The organism is Cypionkella aquatica, assembly GCF_030161095.1.
In the GTDB taxonomy this organism is placed as follows: domain Bacteria; phylum Pseudomonadota; class Alphaproteobacteria; order Rhodobacterales; family Rhodobacteraceae; genus Cypionkella; species Cypionkella aquatica.
In genome coordinates this window covers 307480-330177 of record NZ_BSPP01000004.1, presented here as the reverse complement: position 1 = coordinate 330177, position 22698 = coordinate 307480, and the positions used below count along the sequence as shown (strand labels likewise).

Sequence of the window (22698 nt, the reverse complement as noted above, 5' to 3'; positions counted from 1 at the left end):
CCGCTTGAACCTGCCCCTTGCCCTGCTAGGCTAACCCCAACAGGGCAGGGGGCTTCTCATGGATCGGCTAAAAGGCAAAGTGGCTATCATCTCGGGCGGAGCCACCGGTATCGGGGCCGCCGCCGCGCGCCTGTTTGCCGCCGAGGGTGCTGCGGTGGGCATCATTGACCGCAATGTCGATGCTGGTCAGGCGCTTGCGTTCGATCTGGTGATGAAGGGCCACCGCGCTTGTTTCGCCACCGCTGATGTGTCGCAGAAATCCCAGGTCGACGCCGCTGTCGAAATCGTCAAATCCCAACTCGGCCCGGTCAACGTGCTGTTCAACCACGCCGGCACCATTGTCATCAAACCCTTCCTTGAAACCGAAGAATCCGATTGGGACATGCTGTTTGATGTGAACGTCAAAAGCATGTATCTGATGACCCGCGCCGTCCTTCCGATGATGCTGGCGCAGGGCAAGGGAAGCATCGTCTGCACCTCCAGCATTTCCGCTGTCTACGCGACGCCGATGGAGGTGCTGTATGACGCCACCAAAGGCGCCTGCCACATGTTCGCCCGCGCCATCGCGGTAGAGTTCCGCGACAAAGGCATCCGCTGCAACGCCGTCTGCCCCGGTTTCATCGAAACGCCTCATGGTCTGCGCGAGGTGGCCGAACTGACCGCTTTGGGCGTCGATGCCTCAGAATCCACGATCAAAGCCGCGCAAGGCCGCTTTGGCCAACCCGAAGACATCGCCCGCGCCGCCCTATACCTCGCCTCGGATGATGCCGAATTCGTCACCGGCACGCAGCTCTTCGTCGATGGCGGATTTTCGGCCGTCTAACGCGCTGGTGTTTCTCGTAAAACCAGACGCGCAACCCTGCCAAACATCCGCCATGATCCCAGCCTACACCGCCCGCATGATCACAGAGCTTATCACCCCCGGCACCACTGGCTTTCTGGCGCTTTGCCTTGCAGGCTATTTTCTGCTGGCCAATGCGCTTGCCTACACCGCCTTCGCCATCGACAAATCCCGCGCGATCCACTGCCAATCCCGCATCCCCGAGCGCAGCTTGCTGATCCTTGCTACCTTGGGCGGCTGGCTGGGCGCGAAAGTGGCGCAGCACAGATTGCGCCACAAAACCCGCAAACAGCCGTTCGGCATCTTCTTGAACCTGTCGGTGCTGCTCCTGCCCGGACTGTTTGCCACGGCACTGATCCTGCAGTCGGATCTGACATGGGACAAGGTGTCCAGCCAACTCACCACCCAGACGCAAGATCTGTTCGCAACATCTGCCCCCGCCGAAGCCACCACCGAAGCCCCCGCCCTGCCGCGCCGCTTTGGCCCCGGCAGCGATGCCACAGCGCCCTGACCGCCCAAAGCTAGCGCACGATCAGTGCGAAGGCGTTGATGTAATTGCCGCCAAGACACATGTTCGGGTAATCGGTCACCTCCAGCGCGCCACGTCCGACGGGCAGCGAGTTGTTCACCCGGATCATCCGCGCAAACGCGGTCGCCCCCGCGTAATAGCCGCTGATCACCACCGCATGCGCTCCGCCCGACAGCCATTTGCCGCACATGATCAACGGGCCGCGCCGCAGATATGGCTCCAGCCCCTCAATCTCGGTCGGGGGCTGGCGCACCAGTCGCATCCCAAGCGATTGGGCATAAAGCTCCAGATTGGACATGCCGGGATGCAGCCCGCCACCATTGCCATCCGGAGTCACTGGATCAAACTGCGCCTGACCCGGAATGGCGCTGGTCATCCGCCCCGAAGCCAGACCGCCCGAGACCACCCAGCAAGTCATGCCGGTGTTTTGCCCGATCACGGGCAGCGGATGCACAAGCTCGGTGGTCAGCCCCAGCGCCCGCCATGTCAGCGGCCCGGCAACGCCATCGCTGACCAGCCGACCGACCGGCCCGGTATAGGTGCTTTGGAAGCGTCGCAGCGCCGTATCGGTCAAGCGGCCAAAAGCGCCGTCCTCGTCCAGAACCGCAATGGTGCGATCATTCACCAGCGCGTTGTTCAGCAGGCGTTGCAGGAAAATCACATGGGGATCATGGCTGTGAATACGCAAAGTAATCATTGAAAGCTCCGAAATATAAGGGTCAGGAAATGAAAGGTCAGCAAACACGGTGTCGAAAAATGCAGGCATAAACTGCGCGAAGGCTAACATAGCTTTGCTGTGCAGAAAGCAGATTTTTGCCACGCCCAAGGCCCTGCGTCGGCCAATCCCCGCGAAGCCACCCGCAGCCCACTTTGGCGCCTTGGCAATCTGTGTTAGCCTTGGTCCCTCAGCACTTGATAGCAGCAGCATTTGATAACAGGAGGCTTCGATGACCAAACACCTCGCAGACCACCGCGCCGCATCCGAGGGTGGCCGTTTGCAAAACTTCCTGCGGGTCGAGCGCGCCAATTCCTCAGCAGCACCGCGCAGCCTGCAGCAACGCCCGCAAACCGCCGACGACACCACCCGCCTGCAGCACTACCTGCGCATCGAACGCGGCGAGCAGGCCTGACCGGCGGTGCTAGGCTGTGTGATTCCTGCGGCAAGCAGCGTTCACGCACCGCCCGCGTTTTGGCTCAAGCACCGCCATGCCCATGCCGGTGGTGCAGATCGGGGTAATGCGGGTGTTTGTGCCGCATCGGCGCATGTCGGTGCCAATGCGCATGCGGCTCGGTGAATGAGCCGTCATGGCTGTGCTGATGGTGTTCGTCGTGGCTGTGCAGATGATCATGCTCCAGCGCCGCGTGTTCATGCATGTGATCATGCCGTTCTGACAGATGCAGCCACAGCCCCAACGCCATCAGCCCGTCCGCCGCCAGCAGCACCAGCGTCGGCGCTTCCCGAAACAGCAGCAGCGCCAGCACCGCCCCGATGAACGGCGCGAGTGAGAAATAGGCCCCCGTCCGCGCCGTTCCCAGATGCCGCAGCCCCAGCATGAACAGCACAAGGCTGACGCCAACCCCCAGAAACCCCACCACCGCGCCCGCCGCCACAATCCCAGCCCCCGGCAGTGTCGCACCCAGCCACAGCGCCAGCGCAAAATTCACGCTGCCCGCCACCAGCCCCTTGATCATCGCAATCTGCACCGGGTCCGCCGCCGACAGCTTGCGCGTCAGGTTGTTATCAATCCCCCAGCACAGACAGGCCGCCGCGATTAACAGCCCGCCCGTATCCAGCCGAAACCCCTGCCCATTCCAAGACAACAACACCGCACCACACAGGATCGCCGCCGCGCCCACCAGTAACCGCCGATCGACATTCTCACGAAACACGGCCCAGGCAATCGCCATCGTCGCCAGCCCTTCAAGGTTCAGCAGCAACGCCCCCGTAGCCGCCGAAGTCCGCGCCAGCCCCAGCATCAGCAACAACGGCCCCAACATGCCACCAAACACCACCACGGCGGCGAGTCACGGCAGATCGCCCCGCTGCAAACTGGCCTCCGCACTCGGCAACCCAATCAACCGCCGCATCGCCGTCATCGCAGCCAACCCGAGGCCTGCACCCAGATACAAAACCCCCGCCAAAAGCCACGGGTCCACCGCGCCAATGAGCAGATTGGATACCGGAGCCGCAGCCCCGAACAAAATCGCCGCACCAAGCGCCAAAGGCACGCCCGGCCAGAGATGGGAATAAGATTTTTCCATTGGCAAAGCTTAGCACGGGCAGCGAAACGCACAAGACTTGCCCTGAGCGGTAGACTGCGTGGTTCCTGCGCCAGCAGGGTTCACGCACCCTCGCTTCAGCCCAGATGAACCGCCCAAATCCTTAACAAACCTTTAAATCCACACCCCTAACTCACTGACTCCAAACACATAAAAAAGGTCCCGAGTTGGGACCTTCTTCCTTCTCTCCAAACCGGACCTCTAAACCTTCAGGCCCGCACCAGCTTTTCATAGCTGCTGGCCACATCCAGCGCCAAGGCCCCAACCTCAAAATTATAGTCGCCAATCTGCCCCACCGGCGTAACCTCCGCCGCCGTGCCGGTCAGCCAGCACTGCTGGAAGCCCTCCAATTCAGCGGGCAGGATGTGCCGCTCATGCACCGTCACCCCCTTCTCGCGCAGCATCCCGATCACCGTCTGCCGGGTGATGCCGTTCAGGAAAGCGTCGGCCAGCGGCGTGTGAACCTCGCCATCCTTTACAAAGAAGATATTCGCCCCGGTCGCCTCGGCCACATAGCCGCGATAGTCGAACATCATCGCATCCGAACACCCCTTGGCCTCGGCGGCATGTTTCGACATCGTGCAGATCATATACAACCCTGCAGCCTTGGCCTCATGCGGGATGGTTTCCGGCGAGGGCCGTTTCCACTTGGCAATGTCCAGCTTGGCCCCCTTGGTCTTGGCATCGCCATAATAATTGCCCCAGGACCACACCGCCACCGCCATCCGGATCGGGTTTTTCTTCGACGCAACCCCCATATCCTCACCCGCGCCGCGCCAAGCCAAGGCCCGCACATAGCCATCCGTCAGCCCATTCGCCTGCAAGGTCGCGGCCTTGGCAGCCTCAATCTCGGCCACCGAATACGGCAGCTCCATATCCAACAAAGCGCCCGACTTCCGCAGCCGCTCTGAATGTTCCACCGATTTGAAAATGCGGCCATTATAGCACCGCTCACCCTCAAACACCGAAGACGCGTAATGCAAAGCATGGGTCAGGATATGCACATTGGCCGAGCGCCATTCCACCAGTTTGCCATCCATCCAGATGAACCCGTCCCGATCGTCATAACCTGCCATCGCTGCCTCCATATTTGCGAATGTTGCGCCATATAGGTCCATTGTGGACATAATATTGCGCGAAATCGTCGAATCGCTAAACCTTATGTCTTGGAATGTCAACATGGCTGACGTATCTTGCGCGGCGAGGAGACCCCTATGGCCGAACAAAGCACCGGCGGCGAAAGCCTGCTGTTTCTCACCGATGAAAACCTGCGCAAGGGCATCGAGGCGATGTTCTTCGCCTATCGCGGCTTTACCGCCGACCCGGATCGCATCCTTGAAAACATGGACTATGGCCGCGCCCATCACCGCGCTGTGCATTTCATCAACCGCTCTCCCGGCACCACCGTCGGCAATCTGCTGACCATTCTGGGCGTCACCAAGCAATCGCTGAACCGCGTCTTGCGCACGCTTTTCGACGACGGCTTGGTTGAGGCCCGCGTTGGCAAACAAGACAAACGCGAGCGTCACCTTTACCTCACCGACAAAGGCCACAGCCTTGAACGCGCTTTGTCCGATGCCCAACGCGCCCGGATGCGCGCCGCCTATCGCGCGGCTGGCCCGAGTGCCGTGCAAGGTTTCCGCACCGTGCTAGAGGCGATGATGGACGCCGAGCAACGCCGCCAGTATCAAGGCCCGAAAGAGGGCAGTACATGACCGACCTTCCCCCGCATCTTCTGGTCGTCGATGACGATGAACGCATCCGTGGCCTGTTGCAGAAATTCCTGATCCGCAACGGCTTTCTGGTCTCGACCGCCCGCGACGCGGCCCAAGCCCGCCGCCTGCTGGCAGGGCTTGAGTTTGACATGCTGGTCCTGGATGTGATGATGCCCGGCGAAGACGGCATCTCTTTGACCCGCGCCCTGCGCGCCAGCCTCACCGTGCCGATCCTATTACTGACCGCCAAAGGCGAAACCGCCAACCGGATTGAAGGGTTTGAGGCAGGCGCGGATGATTACCTGATCAAACCGTTTGAACCGAAGGAACTGCTGCTGCGCATCAATGCCATTCTGCGCCGCGTGCCTGCCGCCAAACCCACCTCTGCCGCGCCGAAAGTGCTGCATATGGGCCCGGTGCGCTATGACATGGATCGCGGAGAGCTGTGGCGCGGCCAGGATCTGATCCGCCTGACCTCAACCGAGGCGGCCTTGATGCGGATATTCTCGGCGCAACCCGGCACCGCAATGTCGCGCGATAAACTGGTGGGCGATATGCCGCGCGAAGATAGCGCAGGCCAAGAACGCGCCGTTGATGTGCAAATCACCCGTCTGCGCCGCAAGATCGAGGATGATCCAAAAGCGCCGCGCTATCTGCAAACCGTGCGCGGCGAAGGCTACATGCTGCAAACCGACTGACGCAATTTTTTAACAGTGACCTGCCAGTTTGGCCAATACCACAAAACACCCTTGGGAGAGACAATGACCCTGCTGAAATACACCGCCGCATGCGGCCTTGCTGTGCTGTCCAGTGCAGCTTTCGCCGATGATCTTGTGCCTTATTCCGAAGCTGGCGGCTGGGCGGTACAAGTCGATACCACCTTGGGCAACGGCTGCCTGCTGTCGTCAGATTTTGAAGACGGCAGCCATGTCCGCATCGGTTTTGACCGCACCGCAGGCAATGGCTATGTCGCCGCGTTCAACGACGCTTGGGGCGAGATCGCCGATGGCACCGACTATCCCATCAGCTTCATGTTGGATGATCAGAAATACGATGGCAACGCCACAGGCGTGCATCTGGACGAAGTGCCCGGCGTGATGGTCAGCTTTGACGGCCCGGATTTCCTGACCGACCTTGCGGCCAAAAATGTGATGATCCTGCAAAGTCAGGGCGAAGATGTGATGTCGATCGACCTATCCGGCAGTGATGCCGCCGTGACCGAAACCATCGCCTGTCAGGAACAACAGGAAAACGGCTAAGCCCGCTGAAACCGCTGGGGGGTTGTCACCCCCCACACCCCCGCAGCAGCATCACACCGCGGCGAAAGCCCCGGCTGCCCGCGCGGCGATCCGATAAAAGCCGCTCAGCCCTCCGCAAAGCCCCAACAATTTAGCGAAAATTTGCTTTCATACTGGCGCAAATATCCCACGGGGTCCGGGGTGCGAAACCCCGGCGGCTGGCCGCTAAATCCAGCCATTTTCGTTTCGTACCGCCTGATCTATCGTGGCAATTCAACAGCCGAGGCCCCAGATGACCACCCTGTTAATCCACTCGCCCAAATCCGAAAATCACCTCACGCCACCCGGCCACCCCGAACAAGTGGCCCGCTACGGTGCCGTGCAGGCCGGTCTCAAAGGTCTTGATCTGATCCACCGCGATGCCCCGCGTGGCCGCGATGAAGACATTCTGCGCGCGCATCCCGCCCGCTATCTTGCCAAACTGCGCGCCGCTTCCCCCGCCGAAGGCTGGGCGCAGATAGATGGCGACACCTATCTTTCGCCGGGCTCCCTCGACGCCGCCTTACATGCGGTGGGTGGCGCCTGCGCCGCTGTCGATGCGGTGGTGGCAGGGCAGGCCAGCAATGCCTTCCTCGCCGCCAGACCCCCCAGCCACCACGCAGAATCCGAAACCGCGATGGGGTTTTGCCTGTTTGGCACTGTCGCCATCGCAGCGCTGCGCGCCTTGCATCACCACAATCTGCCGCGCGTCGCCGTGGTCGATTTCGATGTGCACCACGGCAATGGCACGCAAGATCTGCTTTGGCAGGAACCGCGCGCCTTGTTCTGTTCCAGCCATCAGATGCCGCTTTATCCCGGCTCGGGCAGCCGATCGGAAACCGGCGCGCATGGCCAGATCCTGAACGTGCCGCTGTCCGAAGCCAGCGGTGGCGGCCCGATGCGCGCGGCCTATGACTCGCTGATCTTCCCCCGCATCGCCGCATGGAAGCCCGATCTCATTCTGATCTCGGCAGGCTTTGATGCCCACCAAGACGACCCGCTCGCAGGCTTGGAATGGCAGGCCGAAGATTTCGCATGGCTCACCCAGCGCATCTGCGATTTGGCCGATGCCCATTGCGCGGGCCGGGTGGTATCCTGTCTTGAGGGCGGTTATGATCTGCCCGCGCTGACCGCTTCGGTTCGCGCGCATGTAAGTGTTTTGCAGGAGCGCGGGAAATGACCGACAAAGCCGTAGCAGATATGTCCTTTGAAGACGCAATGGCCGCGCTGGAAGCCGTGGTCACGCAATTGGAACGCGGCGAAGTGGCGCTAGAGCAAAGCATTGCCCTCTATGAACGCGGTGCCCAGTTGAAAGCCCATTGTGCCGCCAAATTGAAATCCGCCGAAGAAAAGGTCGAACTGATCCGCGCCGCCGAAGGCCGTGCCACCGGCACCACTTTGGCGGAGGGAATGTGAGCTTTCCCGCCCTTCTTGCCGCAGATGCAGCCCTGATCCAAACCCGCCTGAACGCCGCTTTCGCAGCTCTGCCCGACCTGCCCGTTAGCCATGCGATGGCCTATGCCACAGTGGGCGGCAAGCGTCTGCGCGGCTTTCTGGTCTTGGAATCAGCGCGGATGCTGGGGGTTGCCCCGACCACTTCGATCTCTGCCGCCGCCGCTGTTGAAGCCCTGCACGCCTATTCGCTTGTCCATGACGATCTGCCCGCGATGGACGACGATGCCCTGCGTCGCGGCCAGCCCACCGTGCATCTCAAATGGGATGAAGCCACCGCGATTCTGGCCGGTGATGCCCTGCAAACCCTCGCGTTCGAGTTGCTGACAGATCCCGCCCTCGGCACGCCTGAAAGCCGCCTCAAGCTGGTCGCGGGCCTTGCCAAAGCCTCGGGCGCTGAGGGCATGGTTCTGGGTCAAGCGCTTGATATAGCCGCTGAATCCGCCGCATCTCCGCTGACCCTCGACCAAATCACCGCATTGCAAGCCGGCAAAACCGGCGCGCTGATCCGCTTTGCCGCCGAATCCGGCGCCATCTTGGCCGAGCAAAACCCCCGCCCGCTGCGCGCCTATGCCACCGCCCTGGGCCTTGCCTTCCAGATTGCCGACGACATTCTTGACGTGACCGGCGACGCCACCAAGGCTGGCAAACGCCTGCAAAAAGATGCGGCCGCAGGCAAGGCCACCTTCGTCTCCTTGCTGGGGCTTGATGCCGCACGCGCCCGCGCCAAATCCCTGATAGAAGAAGCCTGCGACCACCTAGCCCCCTACGGCCCCGCCGCCCAAAACCTGATCGACTGCGCACGTTTCACCATCGCGCGGGAAAGCTGAACACCATGCCAGACGACACCCCAAGCCGCCCCAAAACTCCGCTGCTGGACCGCGTGCATCTGCCCGCCGATATGAAGGCCCTGTCGGACCGCGAGCTGAAGCAGCTGGCGGATGAACTCCGCGCTGAAACCATTTCGGCGGTTTCGGTCACAGGCGGCCATCTTGGTGCGGGCCTTGGCGTGGTCGAACTGACCGTCGCTTTGCACGCCACTTTCCATGCCCCACGCGACAAGATCATCTGGGATGTCGGCCACCAATGCTATCCGCATAAAATCCTGACCGGACGCCGCGACCGCATCCGCACTTTGCGCACCGAAAACGGCCTGTCCGGTTTCACCAAACGCAGCGAATCCCCTTATGATCCGTTTGGCGCGGCCCATAGTTCCACCTCCATCTCCGCCGCCCTCGGTTTCGCGATGGCTGCAAACCTCGGCGGCGATCCCGGCGATGCCGTGGCCATCATTGGCGATGGCAGCATGTCGGCTGGCATGGCGTTTGAGGCGATGAACAACGCAGGCCATCTGAAAAAACGCCTGTTCGTCATCCTGAACGACAATGAAATGTCGATCGCTCCCCCGGTCGGCGCTTTGTCCGCTTACCTGTCCCGCATGTATGCAGGCGAGCCGTTTCAGGATCTGAAATCCGCCGCCAAAGGCATGGTGTCCCTGCTGCCGGAACCCTTTCAGGAAGGTGCCCGCCGCGCCAAGGAAATGCTGAAAGGCATGGCCGTCGGCGGCACCCTCTTTGAGGAACTCGGCTTTTCCTATGTTGGCCCCATCGACGGCCACGACCTTGACCAACTGCTGCCCGTGCTGCGCACCGCACAAGCCCGCGCCACTGGCCCGATGCTGATTCACGTCCTGACCAAAAAGGGCAAAGGCTACGCCCCCGCCGAAGCCGCCCGTGACAAAGGCCATGCCACCGGCAAATTCGACGTGCTGACTGGCGTGCAGCAAAAAGCCGCCTCCAACGCCCCCAGCTATACCAAGGTTTTCGCGCAAAGCCTGATCCGCGAAGCCGAAACCGACGATAAAATCGTCGCCATCACCGCCGCGATGCCCGACGGCACTGGGCTGGATCTGTTCGCCGCCCGCTTCCCCAAACGCACCTTCGACGTGGGCATTGCCGAACAACACGCCGTCACCTTCTCGGCGGGCCTTGCTGCAGGCGGGATGAAACCGTTCTGCACGATCTATTCCACCTTCCTGCAACGCGGCTACGATCAGGTGGTGCATGACGTCGCCATCCAACGCCTGCCCGTCCGTTTTGCCATCGACCGCGCGGGGCTGGTGGGGGCCGATGGCGCGACCCATGCGGGCAGTTTCGACGTCGCCTTCCTGTCCAACCTGCCCGGTTTCGTGGTGATGGCTGCGGCAGATGAGGCCGAACTCGTCCACATGGTCGCCACCGCCGCCGCCCACAATTCCGGCCCCATCGCCTTCCGCTACCCGCGCGGCGAAGGCACCGGGGTGGAAATGCCCACCCGCGGCATCCCCTTGGAAATCGGCAAAGGTCGGATGATCCAACAAGGCAGCCGTGTCGCGCTTTTGTCCTTCGGAACGCGCCTGTCCGAAGTCCAAAAAGCCGCCGAAAGCCTGACGGCCAAGGGCCTGACCCCCACCATAGCCGACGCCCGCTTCGCCAAACCCTTGGACCGCGACCTGATCCTGACCCTTGCCCGCAGCCACGAGGCCCTGATCACCATCGAAGAAGGCGCCATCGGCGGCTTCGGCTCTCACGTCGCCCAACTGCTGGCCGATGAAGCGATCTTCGACCACGGCCTGAAATTCCGCAGTATGGTCCTGCCCGACACCTTCATCGACCACGCGAGCCCCGAAGCGATGTATCGCAGCGCAGGCATGGACGCGGCGCAGATCGAGGCGAAGGTGCTAGAGGTTCTGGGTGTGGCAGTGGTTGGGAAGCGGGCTTAGGTTCCGCGCCAAAATCTGATTTTCGCCAGCATCTTCTAGTGACGGCGATGTAAACGCGCTCAAATCACTTCCGTTGCGAGGCTTAACAGAAGAAAATGGCTGTCGCGGCGTCTGTGCAGCCAGTTGGGCGCGTTTCTGCGCAGGGTTACCGGCGTTTTGGCGCAAGTTCGCCGCAGGAAAATCGGTCTGGTGTCAATCGGGCCGCGCGCACTTCCGCTTTCATCATCGTGCCTTACTTCAGTCGCACCCCCGCAAGATTGCGGGCCTAGAGGAGGATAGACCAATGAAACTGACTTATGCATTTGCCGCCCTTGCTTTGCTGGCAGCCCCGGCTTTCGCTCAAAGTGAAGGCGAGGTCAAAGTTGACCCTTCGACTGTCACCTGCAACGATTTCGCGTTGATGGACATGCAGAACATGACCACCGTTGGCATCGCGATGAAAGAATCGCTGAAAGATGACGCCGCGATGAACACCAAATACAGTGCGCTCAGCGAGGCAGACATGGCCACCGCAGCGGCGGATGCCTGCAAGGCCCATCCGGATGGCAAAGTCATCGACGCTTTGAAGATGTAATTTCAACAAGGGCAGGCGGGAACGGAAATACCGTTGTGCGGCAAACCTTTACAGAAGGTTAACGACCCCCGTGTAACCCATTGAAATCGTGTAAAACGAAGGCCTGTCCACGCGTGGACAGGCAAAATAAAAACGCGCGCGGGCCGAAACCCACGCGCGTTTTTTCTATTTTCAAACCAGCGTTAGACCAGATCAAACCGATCCGCGTTCATCACCTTGACCCAAGCCTTCACAAAGTCGCGCACAAACGCCGCCTGACCATCACTTTGCCCGTAAACCTCGGCCAAGGCCCGCAATTGCGAGTTCGATCCGAACACCAGATCATTCCGCGTCGCAGTCCATTTCAACGCCCCCGTCGCGCGATCCCGGCCCTCAAACGCCGTCTCGGCAGGCGAAGTCGCCGTCCAAACGGTGCCCATATCCAGCAGGTTGACGAAGAAATCGTTGCTCAGAACGCCGGGGCGCTTGGTGAACACGCCCGCCTGCGAATGCCCGGTATTGGCATCCAGAACCCGCAGGCCGCCCACCAGAACCGTCATCTCCGGCCCGGTCAGGGTCAGCAATTGTGCGCGATCCAGCAGCAGTTCCTCCGCCGAAACCGAGAACTGAGCCTTGGCAAAATTGCGGAAGCCATCCGTCACCGGCTCCAGCACGTCAAAGCTTTCCACATCGGTCTGCTCTTGGCTGGCATCGGTCCGCCCCGGTGCGAACGGCACCGAAACCGGGTGCCCCGCCGCCGCCGCCGCGTTTTCCACAGCCGCCGAGCCTCCCAGCACGATCAGATCAGCCAGCGACACGGTCTTGCCAGACGCGGCGTTAAAGCTGGTCTGGATGCCTTCCAGCACCGCCAGCACCTTAGCCAGTTGCTCCGGCTGGTTCACCGCCCAGTCTTTCTGCGGTGCCAGACGGATACGCGCGCCATTCGCCCCGCCACGCTTGTCAGACCCCCGGAAAGTCGAGGCGGAACCCCAAGCCACCGAAACCAGTTCCGACACATTCAGGCCCGAGCCCAAAATCTGCGCCTTCAACGCCGCCACATCGCCCGCATCAATCGGCGTGCCCGTCGCTTCCGGCACCGGATCTTGCCAGATCAGATCTTCCGCAGGCACTTCCGACCCCAGATACAGCACCTTCGGCCCCATATCGCGGTGGGTCAGCTTGAACCAAGCCCGCGCAAACGCATCAGCAAACGCCGCCTGATCATCATGGAACCGGCGCGAGATCGGCCCGTAGATCGGGTCAAACCGCATCGCAAGGTCAGCCGTCGTCATCATCGGGCGATGCGTGATCGACGGATCATGCGCGTCGGGGATCATATCCTCGGGGGCAACATCGCGGGCCAAGAAAATCTGCGCGCCTGCGGGGCTCTTGGTCAGCTCCCACTCATATTTGAACAGCATTTTGAAATAGCCGTTGTCCCAAGTGGTGGGATTGGGCTTCCAAGCGCCCTCAATCCCTGAAGACGTGGTGTGGATGCCCACGCCCGACTCAAAACCATTGCTCCAGCCCAAACCCTGCTGCGCCATTGCCGCACCTTCGGGGTCTGCGCCGACCAAAGCCGGATCACCCGCGCCATGCGCTTTGCCGAACGTATGTCCGCCCGCAACCAAAGCCACGGTTTCTTCGTCATTCATCGCCATACGGCCAAAGGTGTCACGAATATCGCGGCCGGACGCCACCGGATCTGCCACGCCATCCGGGCCTTCCGGGTTGACGTAGATCAGGCCCATCTGCACGGCGGCCAGCGGGTTTTCTAGATCGCGCTCGCCCGAATAACGGCTGTTCTTGTTGGCCGGATCGTTCGATGCCGCCAGCCAAGTGTCTTCCGAACCCCAGTAAATATCCTCTGGCGGCTCCCACACATCCACCCGTCCGCCACCGAAACCAAAGGTCTTGAAGCCCATCGATTCCAGCGCGACGTTGCCGGTCAGCACGATCAGATCGGCCCAGGAAATCGAGTTGCCGTATTTCTGCTTGATCGGCCACAACAGGCGACGCGCCTTGTCGAGGCTGACGTTATCCGGCCAGGAATTCAGCGGCGCAAAGCGCTGGGTGCCAGACCCCGCACCACCACGGCCATCGCCGGTGCGGTAGGTGCCAGCCGAGTGCCACGCCATGCGGATGAAGAACGGGCCATAATGGCCCCAATCGGCCGGCCACCACGGCTGGCTGTCGGTCATCAATGCCACCAGATCCTGTTTCACCGCAGCCAGATCCAGCGCCTTGAACGCCTCGGCATAGTCGAAACCGCCGGGCATCGGGTTGGCGCTGGGTGCATTCTGATGCAAAATCCGTAGGTTAAGCTGGTTCGGCCACCAATCGCGGTTCGAGCGTGCCTTATGAGTGGTGTGCTTGGCGCCACCATGCATCACCGGGCATTTGCCGCCGCCTGCGCTATCGTTTCCGTCCATCGCTATCTCCGATTCTGTTGAAAACCGCTCGCCCGAGCAATTCTTCTGAAATATGCGCTGACTGTAACAACAGTTTAGAATTAGTTTAAGTTGAATAATCTGATTGATCTGATAAGATTATCTGATGATCAATCTGACCCTGAAACAGTTCCGTTATTTTGAGGCCCTGGCCCTGCATGGCCATTTTGGCCGCGCGGCGGAAACTTGCGCAATCACTCAGCCCGCCCTGTCGATGCAGATAAAAGAGCTGGAAACCGCCCTTGGCACCGATCTGTTTGAACGTGGCGCCCGGCAGGTGCGGCTGACCAGTTTTGGCGAGGCTTTCGCTCTGCGGGTCCGCGATATCCTGCGCCAGACTGATGAATTGGCCGACATCGCGCGGGCGGCAAAGAACCAACTGGTGGGCCGCCTGCGGATCGGGGTGATTCCCACCATTGCGCCTTATCTTTTGCCCACGATCATCGGCAATCTGATGCGGATGAACGCCGAACTTGATCTGCAACTGCGCGAAACCGTGACGCCCAAACTGCTGACCGAACTGGCAGAGGGCCGCTTGGACACTGCCATCGTCGCGCTGCCGATTTCCGAGCCATCCTTGACCGAAGTGCCACTGTTTTCCGAAGATTTCGTGCTGATCCGCCCCGCCGAAGATGAAGGCAAACCTGTGCCCAGCCGCGAACGCTTGCGCGAAATGCGCCTGCTGTTGCTGGAAGAAGGCCATTGTTTCCGCGATCAAGCGCTGTCGTTTTGCAACATGGCGGCGGCCCCGCGAGAACTCTTGGATGGCAGTTCGCTGTCGACCCTTGTGCAGATGGTCAGCGCGGGCATCGGCGTCACGCTGATCCCCGAAATGGCGATGGCGGTGGAAACCCGCTCTGCCTCGGTTTCGGTCGCGCGCTTTAACGATCCCACACCGCAGCGCAGCGTTGGTATGGTCTGGCGCAAGACCAGCCCGCTTGCCAAGCAGTTGGGTCAGGTGGCCGAGGTGGTGCGGCTTTCCGCCCTCACCCTGCGGCAGCAGCGCGCAGCCTGATGAAGTGCTTGTTTTTTAGGCGGCTTTCGCGGAAATCTTGATCACTTGCGCTGAAACTGCCCAAAGCTGCACAAAGTGTTAGAGGATCACCGTTGGCTGTGAAAAAAAGCAGACAGCCCAGAAAGAAAATATCATGTCCATCCTCGCCAGCATCCACCACCTGACCCATTACAAATATGATCGCCCGGTGACGTTAGGGCCGCAGATCATCCGTCTGCGCCCCGCGCCGCACAGCCGCACGCGGGTGGTGTCGCATGCGCTGAAGGTGACGCCGGCGAACCATTTCGTGAACTATCAGCAGGATCTCTATGGCAACTGGCTGGCGCGCTATGTGTTCCCCGATCCGGTAACGGAGCTGAAGATTGAGGTCGATCTGACCGCGGATATGACCGTCTATAACCCGTTTGATTTCTTTGTCGAAGCCAGCGCCGAAACCTGGCCGTTTGAATATCCCGCTGAAATCGCTGACGATCTGGTGATCTACCGCAAATGCGATGCCCCCGGCCCCTTGCTGCAAGGCTTCCTTGACCGCGTGCCGCGCGACCCACTGCGCACCATTGATTTCATCGTGCGCCTGAACGCCCAGCTTGCCGCCGAGATCGGCTATGTCATCCGCATGGAGCCCGGCGTGCAGACGCCCGAGGAAACCTTGGGTCTGGCCTTGGGCTCGTGCCGCGATACCTCGTGGCTGCTGGTCAACGCGCTGCGGCACCTTGGTTTTGCGGCGCGCTTTGTCTCGGGCTATCTGATCCAGTTAAAGCCCGATCTGGTGGCGGTCGATGGCCCGCAAGGCACCGACAAAGATTTCACCGATCTGCATGCGTGGTGCGAGGTTTACCTGCCCGGCGCGGGCTGGATCGGGCTTGACCCAACCTCTGGCCTGCTGACCGGCGAAAGCCATATCCCGCTGTCGGCCACCCCGCATTATTCCAACGCAGCCCCGATTTCCGGCATGGCAAGCTATGCCGAGGTAGCCTTTGATTTCGACATGACCGTCACCCGCACGGCAGAACATCCCCGTATCACCAAGCCGTTCTCGGATGAGGCATGGGGCGATCTGAACGCGCTTGGCCATAAGGTCGATGAAGCCCTCGCCGCAGGCGATGTGCGCCTGACCATGGGCGGTGAGCCCACTTTCGTGTCGATCGACGATTTTGAGGCCGAGGAATGGAATACGGGCGCCGTCGGCCCCACCAAACGCATCTTCGCCGATGCCTTGATCCGCCGCTTGCAAGCCCGCTTCGCGCCGGGCGGCTTTCTGCACTACGGTCAGGGCAAATGGTATCCGGGCGAAAGCCTGCCGCGCTGGACCTTCAGTCTGTATTGGCGCCGCGATGGCAAGCCGATCTGGAACAACCCCGATCTGATCGCCTCTGAAGTGGCCGAGGGTGCTACCCCCGCCCAAGCCACTCAGCTTTTGCAAACCATCGCCGAAACGCTGGGCCTGCCCACCGATAACGTCGTGCCCGCCTATGAAGACCCTGCCGAATGGATCGTAAAGGAAGGCAATCTTCCCGAAAACGTCACCCCGCAAAACTCGCATCTGAAAGACCCCGAAGAGCGCAACCGCATCGCCCGCGTATTCTCGCGCGGCCTGACCGAGCCTTCGGGATTCGTGTTGCCCGTGCAGCGCTGGCAGTCCCGCGCCGCGCAAACCTGGGTGTCGGAAAAATGGGCGCTGCGGCGCGGCCATCTGTTCCTTGTGCCGGGCGACAGCCCCGTGGGCTACCGCTTGCCCTTGGGCTCGCTGCCTTACGTCAAACCCGCCGACTACCCGCATGTGAACCCCGGCGACCCCTTTGATGATCGCGGCGCTCTGCCCGATTTCGCCCCGAAAACCCCGCCAGACCACGCCCAACCCGTCGCCAGCTTCACCGCAGCCGAGGCCACACAGGACCGCCGCGAACAAGTCATCTCGGATCTTGCCGGTTCTGTCCGCACCGCGATTTCGGTGGAACCCCGCGACGGTCGGCTGTGCGTGTTCATGCCCCCGGTGGAAAAGGTCGAAGACTACCTAGAGCTCGTCGCCGCCGCTGAAACCGCCGCCAAAAAGCTGGGCCTTCCGGTGCATATCGAAGGCTACGGCCCGCCGAATGATCCGCGCCTGAACGTGATCCGGGTCGCCCCCGATCCGGGCGTGATCGAGGTGAACATCCACCCCTCGCACAATTGGGCGGAAACCGTGGCCACCACGGAAGCAGTCTACGAAGAGGCCCGCCAACTCCGGCTTGGGGCCGATAAATTCATGATCGACGGCAAGCATACCGGCACCGGCGGCGGCAATCATGTTGTGGTGGGTGGCGTCACCCCCGCCGACAGCCCATTCCTGCGCCGCCCCGATCTGCTCGCCAGCCTGATCCTGCATTGGCAACGCCATCCCTCCTTGTCCTATATGTTCTCTGGCCTGTTTATCGGCCCAACCTCTCAGGCCCCGCGCATTGATGAGGCGCGCATGGACAGCCTCTATGAGCTTGAAATCGCCCTCGCCCAAATCCCGATGCCGGGGCAGGGGGCAGCCCCGCCGCCCTGGCTGACCGACCGGCTTTTGCGCAACCTGCTGGTCGATGTCACCGGCAACACCCACCGCGCCGAAATCTGTATCGACAAGCTCTACTCCCCCGATGGCCCCACTGGCCGCTTGGGTCTGGTCGAGTTTCGTGGTTTCGAGATGCCGCCGAACCCCCGCATGTCGCTTGCCCAGCAACTGCTGATCCGCGCCCTGATCGCGCGGATGTGGGCAAACCCGATCAAAGGCAACCTCACCCGCTGGGGCACAAACCTGTCCGACCGCTTTATGTTGCCGCATTTCGTCTGGGCTGATTTCCTTGATGTGCTGGCCGACCTGCGCCAGCATGGCTTTGATTTCAACCCTGACTGGTTCAAAGCCCAAGCCGAGTTCCGCTTCCCGTTCTGCGGCGAGGCGACGTTTGAAGGCGTCACCCTTGAAATCCGCCAAGCGCTGGAGCCTTGGCATGTCTTGGGCGAAACTGGGGCCATCGGCGGCACCGTGCGCTATACCGACAGCTCGGTGGAACGCCTGCAAGCCAAGCTGACGGGCGGCGATCCGGGCCGCTACACCGTCACCTGCAACCAACGCCAGATGCCGATGCAAACCGTGGGCGCTGGCGTCGCCGTCGCCGCCGTGCGCTTCAAAGCGTGGCAACCGCCCTTGGCGCTGCACCCGGTCCTGCCCGTCAACGCGCCACTCACCTTCGATGTCTATGACACTTGGACAGGCCGCGCCTTGGGTGGCTGCACCTATCACGTCGCCCATCCCGGCGGGCGCAATTATGACACCTTCCCGGTCAACAGCAACGAGGCCGAGGCGCGCAGGCTTGCCCGGTTCGAGCCGCACGGGCATACTGGCGGCCAATACCAGCCGACAGCAGAAACCCCGCACCCCGAGTTCCCGATGACCCTCGATATGCGCCGCGCACCAAGGCACTGATGGCACGCAAGGCCACAGCAAAGCCGGTCGATACCCAGCTTTTTGCCCGGTATCGCCCCCTTCCCGGCGTTCCGGATGAACTGGTCGATGCCTCCGGCGCGATGCGTCCGGTTTGGGCTGGCTTGCTTGCGCATATGTCGGGGCTGTCCGCCGCCGGGGTGAAAGACGCCTTCGCGCGCGGGGAACAGCATCTGGCCGATACCGGGGTGTTTTTCCGCAAATATGGCGACAAATCCGGTGCGGGCCGCGACTGGCCGTTCTCGGCCGTGCCGATCATCCTCCCCGAGGCCGATTGGCGCAGCATCGAAGCGGGCCTGATCCAGCGCGCCGATCTGATGGAGTTGCTGGCCGCCGATCTATACGGCGACAACCGCTTGGTCGCTGAAGGCCATCTGCCCGCCACTTTGATCGCCGAAAACCCCGAATGGCTGCGCCCGATGGTGGGGGTAAAACCGCGCTCGGGGCATTTCCTGCATTTCATGGCGTTCGAGATTGGCCGTGGCCCCGATGGTCGCTGGTGGGTGCTGTCAGATCGCACCGATGCGCCGTCTGGTGCGGGTTTTGCGCTGGAAAACCGCGTCGCCAACACCCGGGTTTTCCCCGACCTTTACCGCAACACCAATGTCCACCGCCTTGCGGGCTTTTTCCGATCCTTCCGCGATGCGTTGGAGAAGCTGCGCAGCGATCCCACCTCGCGCGTCGGCATCCTTACCCCCGGCCCGCTGACCGATACCTATTATGAACAAGCCTATATCGCCCGCTACCTTGGCATGGCGCTGCTGGAAGGCGAGGATCTGACCGTTGAAAACGGCCATCTCTATGTTCGCACGGTTGAGGGCCTCGCCCCGGTTGATGTGTTGTGGCGGCGGATGGATGGCATCTGGGCCGATCCGCTGGAACTGCGCGGCGACAGCCACCTTGGCACCCCCGGTCTGATGTCAGCGGTTCGCCAAGGCAACGTCACCATGGTCAACGCTTTGGGCGTCGGCGTGCTGGAAACCCAGGCGCTGATGGCCTTCCTGCCGAAAATCTCGCAAGTGTTGACCGGGCAAAAGCTGCAAATCCCGAATGTTGCGACATGGTGGTGCGGTCAAAAGGCGGAACTCGCGCATGTCCGCGCTCATGCCGACCGCATGCTGATCGGCCCGGCAATGGCGACCCGCATCGCCTTTGAAACCACCGCCCCCCATGCCGTTGGCGGCCAGATGCGCGGCGCCGAGGATGACGCCGATCTGCATGATTGGCTGACCGACAATGCAAACGGTCTGGTCGGCAAAGAGTTGGTGACGCTGTCGACCACACCCTTCTATGAAAACGGCGCTTTGGTGCCGCGCCCGATGTCGCTGCGGGTGTTCCTTGCCCGCACCCCGGCAGGTTGGCAGGTGATGCCGGGCGGTTTCGCCCGCATTGGCGCGGGCACCGACACCACCGCGATTTCCATGCGCAACGGCGGCTCGGTTGCCGATGTCTGGGTGGTCAGCGATGCCCCGGTTGAACCCGTCACCTTGCGCACCCCCCAATCCGCGCCTTTTGTCCGCGCGCAACCGGGGCCGCTGCCGTCCCGCGCCGCCGACAATCTGTTCTGGCTGGGCCGATATGTCGAACGCACCGAGGGCCTTTTGCGCCTGACCCGCGCCTATAACAGCCGGGTGAACGAGGCCGCCAATGCCCCGCTGCTGGCCACCATCCGCGCCCGTCTGAAAGCCTATGGTGTCGATCCCGCCGAGGCGTTGCCGCTGGGCCTGCGCCAAACCCTCAGCTCGGCGGTGAACAGTGCGGCGCAAATCCGTGACCGCTTCAGCGTCGATGGCTGGTCAGCACTGCAGGACATCGAGAAATCCATGACCCGCATCGCCAAGACCACCGAACCCGGTGGCGATGCCGCGCAGGTGATGAGCGTGATGCTGCGCAAGATCGCGGGCTTTTCCGGTCTTGTGCATGAAAACATGTATCGCGCTGCGGGCTGGCAGTTTCTCTCGATCGGCAGGTCTTTGGAACGCGCGGCGATGATGACCGATCTTCTGGCCTCGGTTGCAGGCCCCAATGCGCCGCTCGGTGGTCTCGATATGGCGATCGAGGTCGGCGACAGCATCATGGTTCACCGCCAGCGCTACGCCGTGTTCACCAGCCGCGAAAGCGTGATTGATCTGCTGGGCCTTGATGAATGTAACCCGCGCTCGGTCCGCTTTCATCTTGATGTGATTGGCAAATGCGTGGCCGAGCTTTCGCATACCGGCCCGCACGGCCAGATGACCGCGTTTGAACGGCAAGTCCGCCTGCTGCAAACCTCAATCGAGCTGCATACGGTAGAAACCCTTGATACCGCCGCCTTGCTGAAGGCCCGTGGCGAAATCTTTGATCTGTCCACGGCGCTGAACGCCGCTTTCATGCATTAGGGGCGGGCCATGATCTACGACATCAAACTGCGCATCGCCTATCAATACGCCAATCCAGCCGTCGGCGGGCGGCATGTGATCTGCGTGATGCCGCTGGAAATGCCGGGCCAACGGCTGATGGCGGGGCTGGTCGACATCACCCCGCGCCCGGAAGAACGCCTTGACCGGGTTGATTTCTTTGGCAACCGCATCACAGAGTTCAGCTATCGTGGCGGGCATGACGCGGTGGCCTTCACCCTGAAAGCCCGGATTGAGCGTTTGGTTGACGCCATCATGCCCGCCCATGCCACCCTGCTGACCGCGATGCCCGCAGCGCTGGCAGCGTGCCGTGATCTTGGCCCGGCTTCGCCGCTGCACTTCCTGTCCCCTTCGACCCGCGTGCCGCGTGACCGCACCATGACCGCCTTTGCGCTGGGTGCTTTGCACCCCGATATGACTGTGGCCGAAGCCGTCGTCGCCGTAGGCTCTGCGCTCTACCGCCACATGCGCTTTGACGCCAAAGCCACGACCGTTGATACCCCCGCGACCGAGGCTTTCGCCAAGCGCCAAGGGGTCTGCCAGGATTTCAGCCATATCATGATCGCCTGCCTGCGCGGCATTGGCCTGCCTGCGGGCTATGTCAGCGGCTTTCTGCGCACCCTGCCGCCGCCCGGAAAACCCCGTCTGGAAGGTGCCGATGCGATGCATGCTTGGGTGCGGGCGTGGTGCGGCCCCGATGCAGGCTGGATCGAGTTCGACCCCACCAACAACAAACTCGCCAGCGAGGATCACATCGTCGTCGCCTATGGCCGCGATTACAGCGATGTCTCGCCGATCAAAGGCACGATGCGGATTTCTGGGGGACAGAAAAGCGAGCAAGCCGTCGATGTGATCCCGCTTGCAAGCTAGCGCGCCCGAAGGCGCGCCAGCGATTGCTTAGTGCTGCTGTTGCGCAGCGCCGCGCGTCTTATACAGGCTGAACCCCACGCCAGCGGCCAAGATCGCAAAGGTCACGCCCAGCGACCAGCTTGGCGGGAACTTCTCCAGCCCCATCCAGTCGGCCACAAACACTTTCGAGCCGATGAACACCAACAACAGCGACAGCGCGTATTTCAGATAGGCAAAGCGGTGCAAGATCGCCGACAGCGCAAAATACAGCGCCCGCAGGCCCAGAATAGCGAAGATGTTCGATGTATAGACGATGAACGGGTTTGTGGTGATCGCGAACACCGCAGGCACCGAATCCACCGCGAACACCAGATCCGCAATTTCAATCAACACCAGCGCCAGAAACAACGGCGTGATATAGCGCAACCCGTCGCGTTTCACGAAAAAGGCGTTGCCTTCAAGCTCTTCCGTCACCCGCAGGCGACGCTTCAGAAACCGCAGCACCGGGCCATCGACTGAATGGTTGCTTTCATCGGTGAACAGCATCTTTATGCCGGTAAAGATCAGGAAGGCGGCAAAGACGTACAAAAGCCACGCATATTCAGCCACCAACGTAGCGCCCAGACCAATCATGATGCCGCGCAGCACGATCACGCCCAGAATACCCCAGAACAGCACCCGGTGCTGGTACATCCGCGGGATGGCAAAGCTGCTGAAAATCAGCGCGATGACAAACACGTTGTCCATCGCCAGCGTCTTTTCCACCACAAACGCCGTCAGATACTGCGCCGTCGCCTCAGACCCCATCTGCCAGTAGACAAAGCCCGAAAACGCCACGCCAAGCGCGATGTAAACCGCCGACAGCCGCAGGCTTTTGCTGACGCCGATCTCTTGATCGCCGTTGTTGACCAGCCCCAGATCGGCCGCCAACAGCACCAGAACGATGCCGATAAAGGTAAACCACATCCACAGCGGCGTGCCCAAAAATAGTGAAGTTAGAATGTCCATACTGTCCTCTGTTTTGCTTTCACGCCAAAGGTCAGCCAAGAAAACGGGCATGACATCGAGCGCACTCGATGCGATCCGACATCACGATTTGTATCGTCAGAGGGGC

21 protein-coding genes are annotated in these 22698 nt (G+C 61.5%); 15 read left to right on the top strand and 6 right to left on the bottom strand.

Annotation, left to right across the window (positions count from 1 at the left end; translation table 11 throughout):
* Window positions 1-58: 58 nt before the first annotated feature.
* Window positions 59-823, top strand: a complete 765-nt coding sequence (locus tag QQJ98_RS05130; protein ID WP_284324251.1) for an SDR family NAD(P)-dependent oxidoreductase — start codon at window positions 59-61, stop codon at window positions 821-823.
* A 52-nt stretch (window positions 824-875) separates the two neighbouring features.
* Window positions 876-1352, top strand: a complete 477-nt coding sequence (locus QQJ98_RS05125) for a DUF1294 domain-containing protein (protein WP_284324250.1) — start codon at window positions 876-878, stop codon at window positions 1350-1352.
* 10 nt (window positions 1353-1362) lie between these two features.
* On the opposite strand, the gene QQJ98_RS05120 is transcribed toward QQJ98_RS05125, so the two are convergent.
* Entirely contained in the window at window positions 1363-2067 is a 705-nt protein-coding gene (locus QQJ98_RS05120; protein ID WP_284324249.1) for a peptidoglycan-binding protein, read from the bottom strand.
* 250 nt (window positions 2068-2317) lie between these two features.
* Here QQJ98_RS05120 and QQJ98_RS05115 point away from each other — a divergent pair, with 250 nt between their 5' ends.
* On the top strand, window positions 2318-2500 hold the full coding sequence (locus QQJ98_RS05115; protein WP_284324248.1) for a hypothetical protein: 183 nt from the start codon (window positions 2318-2320) through the stop codon (window positions 2498-2500).
* A gap of 64 nt (window positions 2501-2564) precedes the next feature.
* Here QQJ98_RS05115 and QQJ98_RS05110 read toward each other — a convergent pair whose 3' ends face one another.
* The 3 genes from QQJ98_RS05110 to QQJ98_RS05100 all read right to left on the bottom strand — a co-directional run bounded on the left by QQJ98_RS05110 (window position 2565) and on the right by QQJ98_RS05100 (window position 4726).
* A complete protein-coding gene (locus QQJ98_RS05110) occupies window positions 2565-3380 on the bottom strand; it encodes a DMT family transporter (protein ID WP_284324602.1) in 816 nt (271 codons plus the stop codon).
* 15 nt (window positions 3381-3395) lie between these two features.
* Window positions 3396-3632, bottom strand: a complete 237-nt coding sequence (locus tag QQJ98_RS05105) for a hypothetical protein (protein ID WP_284324247.1) — start codon at window positions 3630-3632, stop codon at window positions 3396-3398.
* 227 nt (window positions 3633-3859) lie between these two features.
* Entirely contained in the window at window positions 3860-4726 is an 867-nt protein-coding gene (locus tag QQJ98_RS05100) for a branched-chain amino acid aminotransferase (RefSeq protein WP_284324246.1), read from the bottom strand.
* A 138-nt stretch (window positions 4727-4864) separates the two neighbouring features.
* Here QQJ98_RS05100 and QQJ98_RS05095 point away from each other — a divergent pair, with 138 nt between their 5' ends.
* The 8 genes from QQJ98_RS05095 (at window position 4865) to QQJ98_RS05060 (ending at window position 11429) form a co-directional block, all read left to right on the top strand.
* Entirely contained in the window at window positions 4865-5365 is a 501-nt protein-coding gene (locus QQJ98_RS05095) for a MarR family winged helix-turn-helix transcriptional regulator (protein ID WP_284324245.1), read from the top strand.
* Entirely contained in the window at window positions 5362-6063 is a 702-nt protein-coding gene (locus QQJ98_RS05090; protein WP_284324244.1) for a response regulator, read from the top strand. Before QQJ98_RS05095 ends, QQJ98_RS05090 begins: the two co-directional genes overlap by 4 nt.
* 63 nt (window positions 6064-6126) lie before the next feature.
* Window positions 6127-6624, top strand: a complete 498-nt coding sequence (locus QQJ98_RS05085) for a hypothetical protein (protein ID WP_284324243.1) — start codon at window positions 6127-6129, stop codon at window positions 6622-6624.
* Window positions 6625-6895: 271 nt separating this feature from the next.
* A complete protein-coding gene (locus tag QQJ98_RS05080; protein ID WP_284324242.1) occupies window positions 6896-7822 on the top strand; it encodes a histone deacetylase family protein in 927 nt (308 codons plus the stop codon).
* The gene (locus tag QQJ98_RS05075) at window positions 7819-8058 is read left to right on the top strand and encodes an exodeoxyribonuclease VII small subunit (protein ID WP_284324241.1); all 240 of its coding nucleotides are present in this window, start codon (window positions 7819-7821) and stop codon (window positions 8056-8058) included. Before QQJ98_RS05080 ends, QQJ98_RS05075 begins: the two co-directional genes overlap by 4 nt.
* Entirely contained in the window at window positions 8055-8924 is an 870-nt protein-coding gene (locus QQJ98_RS05070; protein ID WP_284324240.1) for a polyprenyl synthetase family protein, read from the top strand. Before QQJ98_RS05075 ends, QQJ98_RS05070 begins: the two co-directional genes overlap by 4 nt.
* Before the next feature lie 5 nt (window positions 8925-8929).
* Complete coding sequence (dxs, locus tag QQJ98_RS05065) at window positions 8930-10855, top strand: 1-deoxy-D-xylulose-5-phosphate synthase (protein ID WP_284324239.1); 1926 nt, start codon at window positions 8930-8932, stop codon at window positions 10853-10855.
* A gap of 283 nt (window positions 10856-11138) precedes the next feature.
* The gene (locus QQJ98_RS05060) at window positions 11139-11429 is read left to right on the top strand and encodes an HdeA/HdeB family chaperone (protein ID WP_284324238.1); all 291 of its coding nucleotides are present in this window, start codon (window positions 11139-11141) and stop codon (window positions 11427-11429) included.
* Window positions 11430-11611: 182 nt separating this feature from the next.
* Here the strand turns inward: QQJ98_RS05060 and katG are convergent, their stop codons facing one another.
* Window positions 11612-13840: a catalase/peroxidase HPI gene (gene katG / locus QQJ98_RS05055; RefSeq protein WP_284324237.1), complete on the bottom strand. Its 2229-nt coding sequence runs from the start codon at window positions 13838-13840 to the stop codon at window positions 11612-11614.
* 124 nt (window positions 13841-13964) lie between these two features.
* Between katG and QQJ98_RS05050 the strand changes: the two genes are divergently transcribed.
* The 4 genes from QQJ98_RS05050 (at window position 13965) to QQJ98_RS05035 (ending at window position 21605) form a co-directional block, all read left to right on the top strand.
* On the top strand, window positions 13965-14873 hold the full coding sequence (locus QQJ98_RS05050; RefSeq protein ID WP_284324236.1) for a hydrogen peroxide-inducible genes activator: 909 nt from the start codon (window positions 13965-13967) through the stop codon (window positions 14871-14873).
* A gap of 133 nt (window positions 14874-15006) precedes the next feature.
* Window positions 15007-18321, top strand: coding sequence for a transglutaminase family protein (locus tag QQJ98_RS05045; protein WP_284324235.1), 3315 nt, complete (start codon window positions 15007-15009; stop codon window positions 18319-18321).
* Window positions 18321-20717: a circularly permuted type 2 ATP-grasp protein gene (locus QQJ98_RS05040; RefSeq protein WP_284324234.1), complete on the top strand. Its 2397-nt coding sequence runs from the start codon at window positions 18321-18323 to the stop codon at window positions 20715-20717. The genes QQJ98_RS05045 and QQJ98_RS05040 overlap by 1 nt, the downstream gene beginning before the upstream one ends.
* Before the next feature lie 9 nt (window positions 20718-20726).
* The gene (locus QQJ98_RS05035; RefSeq protein ID WP_284324233.1) at window positions 20727-21605 is read left to right on the top strand and encodes a transglutaminase family protein; all 879 of its coding nucleotides are present in this window, start codon (window positions 20727-20729) and stop codon (window positions 21603-21605) included.
* 27 nt (window positions 21606-21632) lie between these two features.
* Here the strand turns inward: QQJ98_RS05035 and QQJ98_RS05030 are convergent, their stop codons facing one another.
* Entirely contained in the window at window positions 21633-22592 is a 960-nt protein-coding gene (locus QQJ98_RS05030) for a TerC family protein (RefSeq protein ID WP_284324232.1), read from the bottom strand.
* Between the last annotated feature and the right edge of the window lie 106 nt (window positions 22593-22698).